We start from the raw sequence: 18,825 nt of genomic DNA, 5'->3' as shown, positions 1-18,825 counted from the left end.
TAACTTAAATTTTAAGGTGGTTACAGCGACGGGGCTCACCTCTTACCATTCCGAACAGAGAAGTTAAGCCCGCCAGCGCCGATGGTACTGCAATCCGTGGGAGAGTAGGTCGCCGCCTTTTTTGAAGACTCAATCATTAACTTGGTTGGGTCTTTTTTTTGCGCTTTACTGAATAAACTAAAAAAATACCTGACAGCCACTGGCTGTCCTCCTTTTAATTTCAAATATTATTATCTTTAGTCTCCTTTAAAAAAGAAGCTCCCGATTTGTTACAAACATGATGTACACCATTATAGATGTTGAAACTACTGGTAAAAGCAATAAGCTTACCGAAATATCTATGTTTAAACATGATGGGACGCAAGTTATAGATGAGTTTACGTCTTTAGTGAATCCTCAGCTATTAATTCCAGATTATATCACGGCGCTTACTGGTATTGATAACGGTATGGTAGCCCCTGCGCCCGCCTTTTCTGAAATTGCAGAAGATATTTTGAGGTTTACCGAAAACTGCATTTTTGTGGCACACAATGTCAATTTTGATTATAATGCTATCCGGAATGAATTTAAAGCTATAGGGATTGATTTTAACAGAAAAAAACTGTGTACCATCCGATTGGCTAGAAAACTGATACCCGGACACAGATCTTATAGTTTAGGAAAATTGTGTCATGCCTTGCATATTCCTATAGCAGAGCGTCATCGGGCGAGAGGTGATGCTGAAGCTACTGTTATTTTATTTGAACGCTTGCTTTATCAAGAACATGCGGAAACTGTTTTTAATGACTTTTTAAAAAAATCATCTAAGGAAGCCACATTGCCTTCGCATTTGCCAACTTCGGTGTTTCATAATTTACCCAACACGCCCGGTGTATATTATTTTAAAAATAAAAAAGGTAAAATTATTTATGTGGGGAAAGCTAAGGATATTAAGAAACGCGTGCTCAGTCATTTTTATAGTAAAACGAAGAAATCTTTGGCGATGTGTCGTGAGACTGCGGATATTGACTTTGCATTGTCTGGCAGTGAATTGATAGCCTTGCTAATGGAAGATGCGGCCATAAAACAGCATTACCCAGAATACAACCAAGTAGCCAAACGGGCGCCCAAAATGCATGCTATTTTTTCTTATACCGATAGAAAAGGGATTATACATATGGCGTATAATACGCTTAAAGCGACACCAAACCCGATACTGACCTTACATTCTATAACCGAATGCCGCCAGCAGATAGAACAGTTGTGTAGCCGGTTTGAACTCTGCCCAAAGTACTGCCATTTACAAGAAAATGTGGGCACTTGCAATCACTTTAAAATACATACCTGTAAAGGCGTTTGCAAGGACCAAGAGCATGTTGAAGATTACAACCAACGTGTATTGCAAGCTATAGAAAGTCTCAATAACGACAAAAAAGATGTTGTTTTAAAACAAAAGGGAAGATACGACTACGAAGATGCCTTTATTATGATTGAAAAAGGCACCTATTTAGGTTACGGTTTTATTGATAAAACAGAACAAATTAACTGCACCGAAGATTTTGAACCCTTTTTAATACGGCAGCAAGATAATCGTGATATTCAAAAGATTATTAGGAGGGTGTTGGTTTAGTTGTATGTATACTTTATGATTTTTAACTTCTACCCTTTATTTCTTTTTTCAATTTCATTCATATACCAATCTAAGGTTTTACCATTTTTTCCAAGTTCCCTTGATAAATAATTCTCGTGCCCTCTGATAACGATTTTCTTCGCGTTTAGCATCTTTAAAATCGTATCCCATTGTTTGTGCTTCCAATATATTCCTAATTCCTTTGGAAAATCTTCTGGAATTTTGTTTGATGTCTCTAAGAAATTCTTCTCGAACTGATTGATCAAGTTTGCTTTCTTCTGATTTAAGTCGTCTAATTTCTGCTTCAAAATATCTTTGTTCTTGTTCCTCAAGTTTTCTATATTCTTCTGCAAGTTTGCTTTTTTCTCTTTTAAGTCCAGTGATGCTTTCTTTTTCTCGTTCAATACTGATTTTAACTCTTTCTGTACGTTCAACAAATTCTTGCCCAATAGTTTGTTGTTGTTCTTCAAATTCAGCTCTAATTCGTTCTTCAGATTTATTGCTGTCGAGTACTTCTTCTGTAAGTTCATCAACTCCTTCTTGCTCAATTTCAAGTTCTTTTGCTTTTTCAGTATATCTTCTTTCCAAGTTTGAACAGTGTTCCTGAAATTCTTCTTCTTCTGAATTAATTGCGTCGAAGTTGCCTCTAAGTTCTGAAGATACTTCTCTTTCAATTCGTATTTCCATATCTTCCAATCCCTGCTTCTCTGTTTTTGTAGCGTTCTCAATTCTTGATATTTCAGATTCAAACTCATGTTCAGCTCTTCTGTAAGGTTCAGATTGAAGGCACTTTTTAATAGTTCGTAACGTATTGTTAAGTCTCGCTTTACGACACGAGATCGATTCTTCAAAAATTCTTCTTTGGTCTTCATCAAATTCCAATACTCCCTCTGAAGTTCCAGAGGAAACTCGTATATACTTGGTGCTTGCTTCGATTCCATTATATTCCCACTTTACGCGTTTTGTTGTTTTAAAATTGTCTTCTATCTCTTGTTCAGATGATTTAGGTATTATAATACTTATTGTATCAATTCCTAGGCGTCTTAACTTAATTTTCTTCTCTTCATTTACCTTATGTGTGATTACTAATTCAATTAATAGAATTGGTTTATCATTTTCATCAAAAAAAGTGACATCAGGTCTAATTAATAAATATCTATCTTCAACTTCTGGGTTTTTCCCATACTTGATTTCTCCATTACCATCTTCATAAAAAGTAAGTTGAGATTTAACCTTTTTTGCGGTTACAAATTTGGCTTTTTCTAATAAAATTGGTGAGCCATCATTTCCTTTAGGTGGATATTTATAAAGATTAGGAACTTTAATTGTTTTTAGCCTTTGTAAAATATCTGTTGCTAAAATTTCTCTATATTCTCGATTACTGAATGTACAAGGTTTCTCATCTTTTACAATATCTACTGGAACGTGACGAAAATATGACCTGTGGTTAATATTCTTTTTTTTAACAGCTTCCATCTGCTTGTCACAACCAATACAGAAATAGCCTTTACGTCCACTTTGAGCATTATCAATGAAAAGGTGCTCTCCTTTAACATTTTTGGCCCAATCGTTGTTTGCTTCTATATCATATTTTTTTTCTTCTAATGACATTTACTGTTGTAATTGAATATAAGTAAGCCTAAAAATATAAATCTTTATCAGAATAGTTGTACTATTTTTAATTAATGTTTTAGGGTTTTTGAACTTTGCAGATAGGTATATAATTTAGATTAGTCTTTGACTTTGGCAGACACCTGCGGGAGCGATAGTAGTGGTTAGCTTTTGGTGAGGCAGTCCCGATAGTTATCGGGAAGCCAAAACTAGTAACGGATAGCGCGGTTTTTACTTTTTCAGTAAAAACCCGCCCAAAAAATCGTTCAAATTAGTATCTTCAAAGTTTAAATTTTCATCTATTTAATGGCCGATAATAAGGAACTAGATTTAGCATGGCAGTTTGTGAACCATACCAACCGCTCGATTTTTTTAACGGGTAAGGCGGGGACTGGTAAAACTACATTTTTGCACCGTTTGAAAATGCGCAGTTTGAAGCGCCTTGTTGTTGTTGCACCTACTGGTGTGGCGGCCATTAATGCTAAGGGGGTGACGATCCATTCATTTTTTCAGATGCCTTTTGGCCCAATTTTACCGGATACCGATTTGAATGCGGGTAAGGGTTTCAATCGTAAATTTAGTAAAACCAAGATTAATATTATTAGGAGTATGGACCTGCTGGTGATTGACGAAATTAGTATGGTTCGTGCCGATTTGCTGGATGGTATTGATAGAACATTGCGCCGTTTTAGAAATCGTAATAAAGTGTTTGGTGGTGTGCAGGTACTGATGATTGGTGATTTACAACAACTATCGCCTGTCATCAAAGAGAACGAATGGGAGTTATTGCGCCATGAGTATAAAAATGGTTTCTTTTTCAGTAGTAAGGCATTCATGGCCTGTAACGCTATTACTATAGAACTAAAGCATATTTACCGCCAAGAAAACCCGAAGTTTATTGAGATTCTGAATGAAATTAGAAATGATCGACTGTCGGAGCAAGGCGCGGCAGAGCTCAACAAACGCTACTTTCCTGATTTTAAACCTGAACCGGATGAAGGTTACATTTCCCTAACGACGCACAACAATAGGGCAGAGGCTACCAATACCAAAGAGTTGGAAAAGTTGAGTACAGCACCTTTTACGTATCGGGCAAAGGTGAAAGGCAAATTTCCCGAAATGTCTTATCCCAATAAGGAAATTCTGGAATTGAAGGTTGGGGCCCAAGTGATGTTTATAAAAAATGATAGTAGTCCGGAGAAGCGCTATTTTAATGGGAAGATTGGGAAAGTCATCCATTTGGACGCAGATGAAATTACGGTGCATTGTCAGGACGATGAGTTCAATATTATTGTGACACCTGAGGAATGGGAAAACGTAAAATACTCTGTGGATGATGAAACGAAAGCTATTACGGAGGAAAATATTGGCAGTTTTACCCAAATGCCTTTGCGCTTGGCTTGGAGCATCACGATTCATAAAAGCCAAGGGCTAACCTTTGAAAAGGCCATTATAGATGCCGAAGGTGCATTTGCCCATGGGCAAACTTACGTGGCGCTTAGCAGATGCAAGTCTTTGGAAGGTTTGGTGTTAAAAAGTAAGATTCATTCCAATCAGATTATATGCGATGGTAATGTAGCAAGTTTTAATGCTCAGGCGGCTGCAAATGAACCGGATCAAAAGGTTTTGGAGGATTCTCAAAAGTATTTTCAGTTGGATTTGATCGCAGAGATTTTTGGGTTTTATCCATTTTTAAATCCTTTGAACCGTATTTTGGATATTTACTATAAAAACCGAACGGTAATTGAAGGGCCTGTTGAAACTACGTTTTTGCCTATTAAAGCATGCCTGACCAATTTTTTAAAAGTAGCTAATGGGTTTAATGCACAATTAAAAGAGCTTTCGGAGGGTGAAGGTTTGGCTGAAGATAGTGCAGTAATTCAAGAACGTTTTAAAAAAGCGATAGCTTATTTTAAAAGTGAAACCGAAACCAAAATTTTAGAGCCTTTAAAAACGTTTGCATTTACTACGGATAACCAAACTATAGATAAGGATATTACCAAGAATTTGGACGTCCTTGAAGATTTACTTACCGTGAAGCTACTGTATTTTAGGGGCATGATATCGGGCTTTAAAGCAAAGCAATTTTTGGAGTTGCGTGCTAAATCCGTGTTCACAGGAAAAGATAAGCCTAAAAAACCAAGAAAAGCTGTTATTGAGGGCACCAGCAATGTGGAGCTTTTTGAAAAATTGCGCATATTAAGAAATGATATTGCCCAAGAAAAGGATTTGATACATTATCAGATTTTTGCTCAAAAGACACTGTACGAAATGTGTGAAACCTTACCGACTACAAAACAGGAATTATTGAAAGTAAATGGTATGGGGAAAACACGGGTTGAAAAATACGGTGATGCTATTTTAAAGGTTATTCGGGCCTATTGTGATGAGCATGATATTGAGACTTCTGCGGAAGCCGAAATTTTTGATGCGCCCAAACCAAAGCGTAAAAAAGGGGATACCAAAAAAGAATCTTTATCATTGTTTCAATCGGGTAAATCCGTGCAGGAGATTGCGGATGTTCGAGAGCTGAACACCAACACCATTATTGGACATTTAGCGAGTTTTATACCTTCTGGTGAAGTGGAAATAACGGATTTAATCCCTGAAACGCATTACAATGAACTAAAGGAAATTATTCCGCAGAAAACCTTTGAAAACCTATCGGATTTGAAGCATCAGTTGGATGATAAATATAGTTATGGTGCATTGCGGTTGGTACTTGAAGATTTGAATTCCTGACCCCTCCGCCTTCAGCACCTCCCCTTAAAACAAGGGGAGGAGTTCAGAAAGCATTTAGATATTTTGATTACTTTTTGTAAGGATTTGAATGTGGTTTGACTAAACGAGCATTCTATTTGAAATTCAAATTATTTAGTTAAATTAGTGTCCATGAACGTTATCATCCTATCTACTTTAAAAACCCTTCGGAAATCCCAAGTTTTATTAGATAATTTATCGAATGCACAATTATGTGATGCTTCTGTGCCTCCTTATTATTCTAGCATAGGAACGCACATTCGTCATATCTTGGATTTTTATGATTGTATTTTTAATGTGGATGAAAACAGTAAAGTGGACTTAACAGCTAGAAGCAGAAATAAGGTTGTGGAATCAGATTGTGGCTGTGCGCAAGATTATTTGAAGAGCATTATCTCAAGATTGAATAGGGCTTCTTTTGATATTAACGACACCGTTTTGGTTACGGATGATTTGGGATTGGGGAAAACCGAGATTCCCTACACATACGGCTCGTTATTGGCGCAGGCTAACAGCCACACCATTCACCATTACGCTATTATAAATTATATTTTCGATAGTTTGGGTATTGAGATCAATGATGATCAATTTGGGTATAATCCAACTACGCCCAAGCAAGTAGCTTCGAAGTGATATTTTTTGAAAGAGAGAGGGTTCTCGATACGATTTTTTGCAAAAATCACTCGAACTTGTAGAAGTCAACTAATTCGAGGACGAAATTAACAATAATTAATTTTGTCCAATGAGAAACACAAATGATGATTATACATTAATCCGGAATTATATTCAGAAGTATCAGTTTTTGATAAAAGAATATGATTTGGTAGCAAGTTCTACTTCTTTTTGAACATACTGTTCATGATGGTTCTGATACCTTTGAACATCATGATTACGGCCATTGCAGAAATGGCACAGCCCATAATTAGAAGTGGTAAATATAATTTGTCATCTGGCTTACTAAAGGCAAAGCTTAGCAATATAGGCCCCATAAAAAGGCTTAACAAAGCAAATACCATTGTCTTTATACCCTTCAGCAAAACTTTTTTATCTGTTCTATTTTCTTCGCTCATTATTGTAGTGTTTTATAGCGTTTCTTACGCTTTTGTGTTCGTTAAGTAGTTCTAAAGCTTCAGCTTCAGAAACCTTAATTTCTTTCATTATCATTTTTGTTCCTCTGTCCACTAACTTGTTGTTGCTCAATTGCATGTCCACCATTTTATTACCCTTTACATGGCCTAGCTGAATCATTGTGGATGTAGTAATCATATTCAATACCAATTTCTGGGCGGTGCCAGCTTTCATCCGCGAACTTCCGGTTACGAATTCTGGGCCAACTATCACTTCAATAGGAAATTGGGCAGTTTGCGATAAGGGACTATTACGGTTGCAAGTAATGCATCCCGTTACGATATTATTTTGATTGCAAGTTTCCAAAGCTGAAACCACATAGGGCGTTGTACCCGAGGCCGCAATTCCGACAACAACATCTTTTGCACTGATTTGATATTCCTGTAAATCCTTCCAGCCTTGGGTTGTGGAGTCCTCGGCAAACTCAACTGCTTTTCTAATGGCAGAATCACCACCTGCAATTAAACCAATTACCAAGTCATGGGAAACGCCAAAAGTTGGAGGACACTCTGAGGCATCCACAATCCCCAATCTACCACTGGTTCCTGCACCCATATAAAATAGGCGACCACCATGCTTTAGTTTTGAAACAATTTGATGTACTAAGGCTTCGATTTCTGGCAAGACCTTTTCAACAGCGTGAGGGACGGTTTTGTCTTCGTTGTTAATGTTTTTCAACAATTCCGAAACGCTCATCTTTTCCAGATGGTCGTGATTGGAATCCTGCTCGGTAGTTTTGGTGAAACTCATGTTTCAAAAATACTAATTATAAAAAAAGCTCCCGAAATGGAAGCTTTAATATTTTAATTTAAAATCGAATTAAACGTCGAATTTGGTCGCATTACACTATTCGCTTCCGATTCATCAGGAAGATAATAACCTCCAATACTTACAGGTTTACCTTGAATTTCATTTAGGGCTGTTACAATATCGGACTCGGCTTTCTCCAATTTTTGAGCAATAGGGTCAAACTCTTCTTTTAAGGATTGATCCTCATTTTGATTTGCCAATTCCTGTGCCCAATAAAAGGCAAGGTAAAAATGACTACCTCTGTTGTCCAATTCTCCGGCAACCCTTGATGGGCCTTTATTATTATCCAATAACTTTCCTGTTGCTTCATCCAATGTTTCGGCCAAGACTTTAACTTTTGGGTTGCTGTTTACCTCACTGTAATGTTCCAAAGAAACTGCCAGCGCTAAAAACTCACCCAAAGAATCCCAGCGTAAATGGTTTTCCTCCAACAATTGTTGTACGTGCTTTGGAGCAGAACCTCCTGCACCAGTTTCAAATAAGCCTCCTCCATTCATCAAAGGCACAATAGACAACATTTTTGCGCTAGTTCCCACTTCAAGAATAGGGAATAGGTCCGTTAAATAATCACGTAGCACATTACCAGAGACCGAAATGGTATCTTTCCCATCTTTCAATCTTTTACAAGTGAAAAGCGTTGCATCCACTGGAGCAAGAATTCTTAAATCCAACCCAGAGGTATCGTGGTCTTTTAAATAAGTGTTTACTTTTTTAATCAATTCCGCATCGTGCGCTCTGTTTTTGTCTAACCAAAATACTGCAGGAGCCTGTGAAGCTCTCGCCCGGGTAACGGCTAATTTTACCCAATCCTGAACAGGAGCATCCTTTGTTTGGCACATGCGCCAAATATCACCTTCTTCAACATTATGTCGCAACAATACGTTGCCGGAAGCATCTATAACTTTTACAACACCGTCGGAAGCAATTTCAAAAGTTTTATCATGAGAACCGTATTCTTCTGCCTTTTGAGCCATTAAACCAACATTAGGTACTGTACCCATTGTTGTCGGGTCAAAAGCACCATGTTCCTTGCAGAAATCTATAGTAGCCGCATAAACACCGGCATAACTACTGTCCGGGATAACGGCTTTGGTGTCCTGAAGATTGCCCTGGGCATTCCACATTTTACCAGAAGTACGAATCATCGCAGGCATCGAAGCATCAATAATTACATCACTTGGTACATGCAAATTGGTAATCCCTTTATCGGAATTTACCATGGCAATGCCAGGTCCTTTTTCATAAGTGGCGGCAATATCCGCTTCAATTTCTTGGCGTTTATCAGCGGGTAGTTCCTGGATACGTTCCAATAAATTTCCAAGACCTGAATTAACGTTAACACCAAGCGCTTCAATGGTTTCACCATGCTTTTCAAAAACATCCTTGAAGAATATTTTTACCGCATGCCCAAAAATAATTGGGTCGCTCACCTTCATCATGGTGCCTTTCATGTGCAATGAAAACAGAATATTTTGTTCACGAGCATCCGCTACTTGAGCTTCAAAAAACGCCAATAATGCCTTTTTGCTCATTTTGGTGGCATCAATAATCTCGCCTTTTAATAAAGGAAAACTACCTTTTAAAACAGAGGCATTGCCATTGGTGTCCTCATGCACGATTTTGATACTTGTCGCTTCACCAAGAGTCACCGATTTTTCGTTATGGGCAAAATCGCCGGCACTCATAGTGGCCACATGGGTCCTTGAATTTTCAGACCATGCACCCATTCTGTGCGGGTTCTTTTTCGCATAATTCTTTACGGCCTTTGGAGCCCGTCTATCACTATTACCCTCGCGTAAAACAGGGTTTACGGCACTTCCCTTTACTTTATCGTAACGCTCCTTAATGTCTTTTTCTGTGTCATTTTCCGGTTCATTTGGGTAATCTGGAATCGCAAAACCTTTGGACTGCAACTCCTTAATGGCCCCTTTCAACTGAGGTACTGAAGCACTGATGTTCGGCAATTTTATGATATTGGCTTCTGGCTTTTTTGCCAATTCGCCTAGTATTGCCAAATCATCAGAAACCTGTTGTTCTTCCGTTAAAAAATCGGGAAAAACTGCAAGGATTCTTGCCGCCAAGGAAATATCCCTAGTTTCAATTTCGATACCAGAAGATTTTACAAAAGTCTCCACGATTGGTAAAAAGGATCGTGTTGCCAAAGCTGGTGCCTCGTCAGTTTTTGTATAAATAATTTTAGACATTCGCGTCGCGTTTTTTTATGAATAAAAGAGCTAAAAACAGCAGAGAAAATTCGATTCGTTTTTAGCGACTGCGAATATACGAAATTTGATAGTTATAATGGAAGCATATGGAAGGGAAAAACAGAGAACCCGGAGACATTTCGCATAATTTTAATATATCCTCTGAGAAGTATTGAATTGTCAAAATTGCATATCATATAATGCCAAAAATAAAAAGCCATATCACTATAGAATTTAATCTATTCTGACATGGCTTTCCTTGAAATAACTTTACGTGACCTAATTTAACATTGCTGTTAAAATCAACCTGCATTTTCAAACAGATCTTTTCAATTCAAGTAACGGTATTTCAAATGAAACATAAGATGTAATTTTCAAAATGTATTGACCTATTACTATCATGTTTCATGATGTAATTGTTTTTTCTCAGTGTTTGCTTTCATTCTACATTTTCATGAGGAAATCCTGTCAAACATCACTTTCAAATGCCTCGGGCGTTTTAAGTCCTTCTCATTTTTAAGCTTTTAGTCACGCGTTCATTCCAGCAATCTACATTTGGGGAATGTTTGTAACCTGCGGTTTCATTATTTACATTTTCATGTAAATCGTTCAACCTAAAAAAAACAATTATATGTGTAAAGAACGTTTCTTTTACGGAATTTTTAAATTTAAATCTGCATGAGTTGCAAAACCGGCATGCACCGTTATTTTTAATTCCTCACCTAATATACGCCAAAAGTTCCGTATTGCCAAATTTTTGTAACGTTTTATATGTCAACCGCTTATCAACAGCACTTATTAACTTTTGTTCATAAAAAAAGCCCTGGGCAAATCCAAGGCTTTTCAGTGTTGTTAGTTTTTCTGTTAGTGTCTTTTCTCTTTAATTCTTGCTTTCTTACCAGTAAGGCCTCTAAAGTAGTAAATACGTGCACGACGTACTTTACCACGCTTGTTCACCTCAATTTTCTGCAAAGCAGGCAAGTTTACAGGGAAGATACGCTCAACGCCGATAGACCCCGACATCTTTCTGATGGTAAATGTCTCAGAGGAACCAGAGCCTCTTCTTTGGATCACAACCCCTCTAAAAAACTGGGTACGCGTCTTGTTGCCTTCCTTAATTTCGTAATAAACGGTAATGGTGTCACCGGCACCAAAATCCGGTATGTCCTTTTTTGTTACAAATTCGTCTTGAACAAATTTTACTAAAGATTCCATGTCTTTATGCTTAAAAATAGTTGATTCGAAACAACATACACGATTCTCGCCAGAGGTTAACCCGAAATTGGGTGCAAATATAATTAATAATACAAAATGCACAATTATTAATTTTATTTTTTATTTGGGCGCGTGCCTACCTGTGGTATCGCAGGCAGGTTACCCTTTTTAGTAATTTGGGCGTTCCCCTCGATGTAACTTTAGAAAGCGTAATGAAACATCCGTCCTCGGGTCGGGCTTTCCGTTATATCTTTTTTTGTAACTCCACCGAGGGTCATTGCGAGCTTGGCGAAGCAATCTCATCAACCAAAGAGATTACTTCGTCGTGCCTCCTCGTAATGACGGGATATTTGTAAAAACAAAAAAAGGATGCCACTTCAATCCCTAACACGGGCTTGTTTAATTGCTTCGGCGCGAATACCATGGGTATCGTGGTTTTTTTGGAGAGGTTCGTTTAACGGAATTGTATATGAAAAGTAACATTTTTATGTAAAATACTTTTCAGATTAAAACAAAGATAACAGAAAAGAACTATACTTAAAGTTTAGCTCTTGACTGCTATTTTTTATAAACCGCGTTGGCCATAGTAATTCTTAGAATGGATTTGTAGCCCAAATTGTAACTTCAGGAATGAATCCTTTTTTTCTCATTTCTATAATTGAAATAATTGCATGAGCTACATCTTTAGAACCTAATTTGTTTGATTCTTCTTCTCGTTCTTTTCTTTCCTTGTCTGCAAATGCTGTAGCTACTTCACTTGGATTAACTAAACAAACTCGAATATTGTCTTTTCTCAATTCAGCTTGCCATGATTGCGTTATTCCTCTTACAGCAAATTTGGAAGAAGCATAAACACTACCTCTTACAAACCCTTTTGAACTTGCTGTAGAACCTATGTTTATAATATCTCCATGGTTTTGTTTCTTGAAAACAGGAAGAATCTCTTGAGTTAATAGAATTAAACCAAAGACATTGGTAGAATAAATATCCATTAGGTTTTCTTCTGTAATTTCACCTAATAATGGGAAAACACCAATTCCTGCGTTATTAATTAAGACATCAACTTTTCCATTTAATAAATCTACTGCTTCTTTTGCCTTTATAGGAATAGATTTTAAATCGCTAATATCAAATGGGAGAGGGATGGCATCCAATTCATTGGCAACTTCTTTTAATTTATTAGCATCCCGTCCAGTAATAACTACGTTAGCACCTTTATCTATAAATTGTCTAGCAGTTTCTTTACCTATACCAGAGCTACCACCAGTAATAAGCACATTTTTATTCCTTAGTTCCATATTTACTTATTAACAGACAAAAGGTGCCCCATTTGTAATGCATCTTTTACCAAGGATTCTTGAATTGGCGCAACTTTAGTATTGTAATCAATTAAACCGTAATCAATTCCTGACACAACACGTTCTGCACGATTTCCTTTTTCAGCTTCGACAAGTTCAGTAATACTGTCTGCTACTAATTGTGGATTCGGTGCATCATCTGTTGCATAAAAACCTTCGAAGTTTTTTAACATAGCGTATGGAACATCTTTGTGTTCTCCATAAGCGTTAAATACATCTTGATTTTCTTCTTTAGGACCTGTAAATAACAAATTTGTTCCAAATGGCCCAGGCTCTACTATACTCACTTCAATGCCAAAAGGAGCTAATTCGTATCTCATTGCCTGCGAATAGGCTTCTACAGCGTGTTTACTTGCGCAGTAAATTCCGAAATACGGGAAAGTAAGTCTCCCCGCTAATGATGTTACATTTACGATTAGTCCGTCTTTTTGTTTTCGCATATAAGGTAGAACTGCTTTTGTCGTACGCAGAATACCAAAGAAGTTCGTTTCAAATTGTTCTTTGGCTTGTTCAATACTGTAAGCTTCTGTAATGCCAACAAACATATAACCAGCATTATTTATAAGATGGTCAATTTTTCCATCGCTTTTGGCAATTGTATTTATAGCTGATATCACGGAATAGTCATTATTCACGTCCATATCAAGAACTGATATTTTCAGATTTTCTTTTTCAGCAATGTTTAATAAGTCTTCTTTTTTTGAAGCATTTTTAGTTTCACTATTTCTCATTGTAGCCCATACTTTATAACCTTTTCTGGCTAAAGTTAATGTAGTTAGGTAACCGAATCCACTACTACTTCCTGTAATTACAACTGTTTTGTTTTTTGAATTTTCCATTTTATTTATTTTGAATTATTTATTATTAGACCAGTCTACTATTAAATGTTAAAAAAAATTATAATATATATTTTTCTAGGTATAGAATAAATGTTTCAATCGACTCTACATTTTTTGCCGACTTCATTCTTAACAATGCTCCTTCCCACATTGTAAGGATTAAATCACTTAAAATTTTAGGGGATTCACTTATTTTAATATTTCCTTCAATTTGTCCTTCTTGAATACAGTTTTCAAAACACTTTTCCCAAACACTTAATTCGTTTGCAATCGAAATACTAAATGATTCAGAAAAGTCAGATAGTTCTGTGCTACAATTTCCTAGTAAACAACCTTCTTTATACTCTTTCACTATATAAATATCTTGCATATCTCTAAAGAAAGATATTATTCTTTGTTTATGATTTTTAGTGCCATCTTCTAAATAACTTCTAAGTACAACTAAAGATTTCTCAGAATAAAACTTGATTATTTGTAAACCAAAATCCTCTTTACTTTTGAAGTAATAGTAGAATGAACCTTTAGGAATATTAGCTTCTTTCAGAATTTTATTCAAGCCAATATTATGATATCCATTTTTTAGAATTAAATCAGTTCCTTTTTCTAAAATACTTTCTACTATTTCTTTTTTCATTATTCAAATATTAGACCAGTCGTCTACAAATTTAATAATAAATTTATAAATGAAAAGTATTTCTTTAGGTTTTTATTATTGCCAACGCGGTCACGGATATTTGCCGTTCTGATTTCCTTATATCCGCCGTTAAACGAATGTATCATTTTTTTTCTGACAAAGTCATGGTTTTGGCTTTCATGAGCAGGAATGTTTATTAGGTAAAACTATAGATCACCCTAACAGAATATGTGTCCTTATCCAAGGATTTTCTATGTGATTAAAACCCCTCAAATACTCCCAATCCAAAAAGGGCAAAATCATACTTAACCGGGTCTTCAGCATCCAGTTTCCGCAAATTTTTGTCCAGTTCCAAAAGCGCTTTGGCATCATTTTGCTTTCTTTTCAGCAAGCCCAGTTTTCGGGCCACGTTACCGGAATGTACATCCATGGGGCAAGATAATTGGCTGGGCGAAAGGTGTTTCCAAATCCCAAAATCCACCCCGGCATTATCCTGTCGGATCATCCACCGCAGATACATATTGATACGTTTCGCTGCCGATTTCTTCAACGGGTCGCTTACATGTTTTTGACTACGGGGAATATGCTCAATTTCAAAAAACAGCGTTTTGAATTTCGAAATAGATTTTTGAAGTGAATCCTTTTCCGCATGTTTTGAAAACACTTGTTCCAAACCACCATGATTCTTATAAATATGTTGCAACGATTTTATAAATTGAATGCAATCATCCCCATTAAAGGTGCGGTGCACAAAAGGCTCCAGTTTTTCCAAATCACTCTTTTGATGGTTCAAAACAAAATCAAAGGGCGAATTATCCAAAAGTTCCATTAACCTTTGGGCATTGTTGATAATGCTCTTTCGGTTACCCCATGCAATGGTGGCCGTAAGAAAACCTGATATTTCAATATCCTCTTTTTTTGAAAATCGGTGGGGTACCTGTATGGGGTCACTTTCAATAAATTTTGGGTTGTTGTACTGTTCTACCTTTTCGTCTAAGAAGATTTTGAGTTCCGCCTTTGGAAGTTTATTTCCTATTTTATTCATATTTGGCAAAAATAGCTGTAATTAGCTAAGTACAAAATAGACTAAGATCTTTATTAAACCTAGTAGCCAATTTATGATTCGCCCTAATAAGTCATGTATTCTTCCAATTATAGTGTTTTCCCAATTTTGCTGTACATCCCTGTGGTTTGCGGGTAACGGGGTTATGGGCGGAATTACGGAAAGCTTTAGTTTAGAAGGTAATGCCTTAGGATACTTAACTTCTGCGGTACAGTTGGGATTTATTTTTGGGACGTTTGTTTTCGCTTTATATACAATAACAGATAGGTATTCACCCTCAAAGGTGTTTTTTTGGAGCGCCATAATTAGTGCCGTATTCAACCTTTTTGTTGTGTTTGAATTTAATACAACAAGTTCTTTATTGGCCTTTCGGTTTGTAACAGGCGTTTTTTTAGCAGGTATTTATCCTGTGGGAATGAAAATAGCAGCAGATTATTTCAGTAAGGGTTTGGGGAAATCACTTGGGTTCTTGGTCGGCGCCCTGGTTTTAGGAACTGCCTTACCACATCTTTTGAGGGGTTTAGGATGGTTTCCGTCATGGCGATCAGTGATTTATGCCACCTCCGTGTTGGCTATTTTTGGAGGTATAATAGTATTGGTGTTGGTTCCAAATGGCCCATACAGAAAACCGGCATCTAAGTTTGATTTTTCTTTTGTTTACAAGGTTTTTAAGCCTTTAAATTTTAGGTCTGCGGCTTTTGGGTATTTTGGGCATATGTGGGAACTTTATGCGTTTTGGGCTTTTCTTCCCGTAGTTCTGGCCGCTTATCAGAATTATCATGGTATAATAGAATTTAATACTTCCTTGATTAGCTTTATGGTAATAGCCATTGGGGCATTGGGTTGTGTGCTTTCAGGATATCTATCACAAAAATATACATCAAAAAACGTGGCTGCATTCGCACTAGGTATTTCTTGTGTTTGCTGTATTTTGTCGCCATTCTTTTTTCTATCAGAATTTCAAGTATTGAATTTTATCTTTTTGGTAATTTGGGGAATGGTGGTAATAGCGGACTCTCCATTGTTTTCAACGTTGGTGGCTCAAAATACCGAAGCCGAAGTAAAGGGTACTGCTTTAACTATTGTAAACTCTATTGGTTTTGCGATAACTATTATAAGCATTCAAATTTTGAATACTTTGGAGTTAATTATTGATGCGAAATATTTGTTTCTAATTCTATCGATAGGACCCATTTTTGGATTAATGGCCTTACTGAAAGAAAAGAAAGCTTAGGAAACAATCTTGCCATCTACCATAACCAGTTTTCTATCAGCCATATCGGCCAATTCCTCATTATGGGTAACGATAACAAAGGTCTGCCCAAATTCGTCGCGAAGCTTAAAAAAGAGATTGTGCAGGTTTTCGGCAGATTCGCTATCCAAATTTCCGGACGGCTCATCTGCAAAAATTAAATCAGGTTTGTTTATCAATGCCCTTGCCACGGCAACGCGTTGTTGCTCACCACCGGAAAGTTCGTTGGGCTTGTGATTATAGCGATGCGATAGTCCCAAAAAGTCCAGTAACTCTTTAGCACGTTTTTCAGCTTCGGCTTTGTTGGTGCCTTTTATAAACGCTGGCAAACACACATTTTCTAGGGCCGTAAACTCGGGCAATAATTGATGAAACTGAAAAATAAAACCAATATGTCGGTTTCTAAATTTAGCCAATGCTTTATCGTTAAGCGATTTTATTTCGTTATTATTGATAACCAAGCTAAAATCTCCAGTTTTTGAAGCTTTGTCCAAAGTGCCCAAAATCTGTAAAAGTGTTGTTTTTCCAGCTCCCGAGGCTCCAACAATCGAAACCACTTCACCTTTTTTTACTTCAATATCCACGCCCTTCAGGACGTGTAAATCGTCATAATATTTATGGATGTTTTTGGCTTGAATCATGGGTTATAAATAACAGGCGTGAATTTACCATTTTAAGTCGTTACCCACAATTATGATTTAAAATTATTGTTTGAAATTACTATTTCGGCACAAATGATGGTGTAAACCGATAAAATAAATTTTGAAATTTATATATTGAGGCTATAATCGGAAAAGATGCCATACAAGAATTTTGAAGAGTACAGTATCCAAGTAACGGATGATGTTAAGGAGCGCTATAAAAAAATAATTGAAGACTTAGGAGAAGATACTGACCGGGACGGTCTTTTAAAAACCCCGGAACGGGCCGCCAAGGCCATGCAGTTTTTGACCCAAGGCTATGACCAGGACCCCGTCGAAATCCTGACAAGTGCTATGTTTAAGGAATCCTATAATGAAATGGTGATTGTTAAGGATATTGAATTGTATTCGCTTTGCGAGCATCATATTTTACCTTTTTTCGGAAAAGTGCATATTGCTTACATCCCTAATGGCCACATAGTTGGGTTGAGCAAATTGCCAAGAATTGTGGATGTATTTGCGAGGCGTTTGCAAGTGCAAGAGCGTCTAACAGAACAGATTTTAGATTGTATAAACGATACCTTGAAGCCACAAGGCGTAGCTGTGGTTATTGAGGCCTCACACATGTGTATGATGATGCGGGGAGTGCAAAAACAGAATTCAATAACCACTACATCGGGTTTTCGTGGGCAGTTTGAAAAAATAGAAACTCGTAATGAATTCTTGAAATTGATTGGTAAGTAGTTAGTTATCTTGCAAATAGGTGTAACATTTGGTATGCTTATTGTACTTATCAGTTAAATTAGTTATTGAATGAATAAATACAAAAAATTAGCTCTAAGCCTAGTGTTGGACGCCTGTGGATACATCTCTTTCGTGTTTCCGCCATTTGATATTGCATGGGCACCATTATCAGCTTACTTAATGACAAGACTTTACAAAGGCAAACAAGGTAAAATTGCGGCAGCGATAGCGTTTATCGAAGAAGCTATGCCAGGGCTGGATGTGATTCCTACTTTTACTTTGATGTGGTTATACACGTATGTGTTCAAACCCAAGGAAACGATAATTGAAGTGTAAAAAAATCCCTTTCTAGTTTAGAAAGGGATTTTTTATCAGAAGGCAAAAAGGTCTATTGCACTACAACATTAAATGTTTCGGTAATGTCTTCTTCGCCTCCAGCGTTGGTCATATCACCATTACTAACACCACTGGCATCCTTCATTGGCTCATGGATTAGGGTTACCGTAACAGTTCCAGTTCCGGCAGCACCAGTGGTCAGTGTAAAACTTAATCCAATAGGATTGTTGTCGGCATCCATGTCACTATAAGCAAAAGTGGCGATAGAGTTGGTTGCCTCGAAAAAGAACTGGTGTTCTTCATCTTCTTCCTCAACTTCCTCAGTAATATCTTCGGCAGGCGTTTCTAATTCATTCAGTAACTCTATACTTCCATTGTAGGTAGTATTGGCCGTTAAATTTACTGGATCAGTTACAACAGGAGGGTTTGGGCCATCACCATCTGTATCCCTAGTTTGCATAGTTACTGTTGTACCTCCACCAACTGGTGTTAAGGTAATCGTCATTGTGGTAATCACTTCTTCCTCAACAACAGGTGCTGGGGTGTCGTCGTCATTATCACAGGCAACGAATGTTCCAACAAGCATTGCTAAAATTAAAATTCGATTTAATGTTTTCATTT

General features: G+C 37.0%; 17 protein-coding genes and 1 rRNA gene. 7 read left to right on the top strand and 11 right to left on the bottom strand.

The window, feature by feature from the left end; genetic code table 11:
• Positions 1 to 12: 12 nt before the first annotated feature.
• Together rrf and H7U19_RS16505 are read left to right on the top strand one after the other, a co-directional pair.
• Positions 13 to 121: ribosomal RNA gene (gene rrf / locus H7U19_RS16510) — 5S ribosomal RNA — on the top strand.
• A 156-nt stretch (positions 122 to 277) separates the two neighbouring features.
• The gene (locus tag H7U19_RS16505; RefSeq protein WP_186563988.1) at positions 278 to 1,609 is read left to right on the top strand and encodes an exonuclease domain-containing protein; all 1,332 of its coding nucleotides are present in this window, start codon (positions 278 to 280) and stop codon (positions 1,607 to 1,609) included.
• A 78-nt stretch (positions 1,610 to 1,687) separates the two neighbouring features.
• Here H7U19_RS16505 and H7U19_RS16500 read toward each other — a convergent pair whose 3' ends face one another.
• Positions 1,688 to 3,220 carry a coiled-coil domain-containing protein gene (locus tag H7U19_RS16500; RefSeq protein ID WP_186563987.1) on the bottom strand — a complete coding sequence of 511 codons (1,533 nt, stop codon included), beginning with the start codon at positions 3,218 to 3,220 and terminating at the stop codon, positions 1,688 to 1,690.
• Between the two features lie 306 nt (positions 3,221 to 3,526).
• Here H7U19_RS16500 and H7U19_RS16495 point away from each other — a divergent pair, with 306 nt between their 5' ends.
• Together H7U19_RS16495 and H7U19_RS16490 are read left to right on the top strand one after the other, a co-directional pair.
• Entirely contained in the window at positions 3,527 to 5,962 is a 2,436-nt protein-coding gene (locus H7U19_RS16495) for a helix-turn-helix domain-containing protein (RefSeq protein ID WP_186563986.1), read from the top strand.
• Positions 5,963 to 6,112: 150 nt separating this feature from the next.
• Entirely contained in the window at positions 6,113 to 6,613 is a 501-nt protein-coding gene (locus H7U19_RS16490) for a hypothetical protein (protein WP_186563985.1), read from the top strand.
• 200 nt (positions 6,614 to 6,813) lie between these two features.
• Here the strand turns inward: H7U19_RS16490 and H7U19_RS16485 are convergent, their stop codons facing one another.
• From H7U19_RS16485 to H7U19_RS16450, 8 genes are all read right to left on the bottom strand, one after another.
• Entirely contained in the window at positions 6,814 to 7,050 is a 237-nt protein-coding gene (locus tag H7U19_RS16485; RefSeq protein ID WP_186563984.1) for a DUF6095 family protein, read from the bottom strand.
• Complete coding sequence (gene murQ / locus H7U19_RS16480) at positions 7,034 to 7,858, bottom strand: N-acetylmuramic acid 6-phosphate etherase (RefSeq protein WP_186563983.1); 825 nt, start codon at positions 7,856 to 7,858, stop codon at positions 7,034 to 7,036. The genes H7U19_RS16485 and murQ overlap by 17 nt, the downstream gene beginning before the upstream one ends.
• A gap of 53 nt (positions 7,859 to 7,911) precedes the next feature.
• On the bottom strand, positions 7,912 to 10,122 hold the full coding sequence (locus H7U19_RS16475; RefSeq protein ID WP_186563982.1) for an NADP-dependent isocitrate dehydrogenase: 2,211 nt from the start codon (positions 10,120 to 10,122) through the stop codon (positions 7,912 to 7,914).
• Between the two features lie 864 nt (positions 10,123 to 10,986).
• Positions 10,987 to 11,337 carry a 50S ribosomal protein L19 gene (gene rplS / locus H7U19_RS16470; protein ID WP_186563981.1) on the bottom strand — a complete coding sequence of 117 codons (351 nt, stop codon included), beginning with the start codon at positions 11,335 to 11,337 and terminating at the stop codon, positions 10,987 to 10,989.
• A gap of 593 nt (positions 11,338 to 11,930) precedes the next feature.
• On the bottom strand, positions 11,931 to 12,635 hold the full coding sequence (locus tag H7U19_RS16465; protein WP_186563980.1) for an SDR family oxidoreductase: 705 nt from the start codon (positions 12,633 to 12,635) through the stop codon (positions 11,931 to 11,933).
• Between the two features lie 2 nt (positions 12,636 to 12,637).
• Entirely contained in the window at positions 12,638 to 13,534 is an 897-nt protein-coding gene (locus H7U19_RS16460) for an SDR family oxidoreductase (RefSeq protein ID WP_186563979.1), read from the bottom strand.
• A 58-nt stretch (positions 13,535 to 13,592) separates the two neighbouring features.
• Positions 13,593 to 14,168 (bottom strand): TetR/AcrR family transcriptional regulator, encoded by a 576-nt coding sequence (locus H7U19_RS16455; RefSeq protein WP_186563978.1) that lies wholly within the window; start codon positions 14,166 to 14,168, stop codon positions 13,593 to 13,595.
• A 259-nt stretch (positions 14,169 to 14,427) separates the two neighbouring features.
• Positions 14,428 to 15,213 (bottom strand): TIGR02757 family protein, encoded by a 786-nt coding sequence (locus H7U19_RS16450; protein ID WP_186563977.1) that lies wholly within the window; start codon positions 15,211 to 15,213, stop codon positions 14,428 to 14,430.
• A 73-nt stretch (positions 15,214 to 15,286) separates the two neighbouring features.
• Between H7U19_RS16450 and H7U19_RS16445 the strand changes: the two genes are divergently transcribed.
• The gene (locus H7U19_RS16445; RefSeq protein ID WP_186563976.1) at positions 15,287 to 16,465 is read left to right on the top strand and encodes an MFS transporter; all 1,179 of its coding nucleotides are present in this window, start codon (positions 15,287 to 15,289) and stop codon (positions 16,463 to 16,465) included.
• On the opposite strand, the gene H7U19_RS16440 is transcribed toward H7U19_RS16445, so the two are convergent.
• A complete protein-coding gene (locus H7U19_RS16440) occupies positions 16,462 to 17,124 on the bottom strand; it encodes an ABC transporter ATP-binding protein (protein WP_186563975.1) in 663 nt (220 codons plus the stop codon). The two genes, H7U19_RS16445 and H7U19_RS16440, sit on opposite strands and share 4 nt — an antisense overlap.
• A gap of 156 nt (positions 17,125 to 17,280) precedes the next feature.
• On the opposite strand from H7U19_RS16440, the gene folE reads away from it, so the two are divergent.
• Positions 17,281 to 17,868 carry a GTP cyclohydrolase I FolE gene (gene folE / locus H7U19_RS16435; RefSeq protein ID WP_186563974.1) on the top strand — a complete coding sequence of 196 codons (588 nt, stop codon included), beginning with the start codon at positions 17,281 to 17,283 and terminating at the stop codon, positions 17,866 to 17,868.
• A gap of 69 nt (positions 17,869 to 17,937) precedes the next feature.
• A complete protein-coding gene (locus H7U19_RS16430) occupies positions 17,938 to 18,204 on the top strand; it encodes a hypothetical protein (RefSeq protein ID WP_186563973.1) in 267 nt (88 codons plus the stop codon).
• Between the two features lie 52 nt (positions 18,205 to 18,256).
• On the opposite strand, the gene H7U19_RS16425 is transcribed toward H7U19_RS16430, so the two are convergent.
• The gene (locus H7U19_RS16425) at positions 18,257 to 18,823 is read right to left on the bottom strand and encodes a type 1 periplasmic binding fold superfamily protein (protein WP_186563972.1); all 567 of its coding nucleotides are present in this window, start codon (positions 18,821 to 18,823) and stop codon (positions 18,257 to 18,259) included.
• Positions 18,824 to 18,825: the final 2 nt, after the last annotated feature.

This window comes from Hyunsoonleella aquatilis (assembly GCF_014270105.1).
GTDB classification, from domain to species: domain Bacteria; phylum Bacteroidota; class Bacteroidia; order Flavobacteriales; family Flavobacteriaceae; genus Jejuia; species Jejuia aquatilis.
Note: the sequence above shows the minus strand (reverse complement) of the source record. Positions and strands in the feature narration are given on the sequence as shown.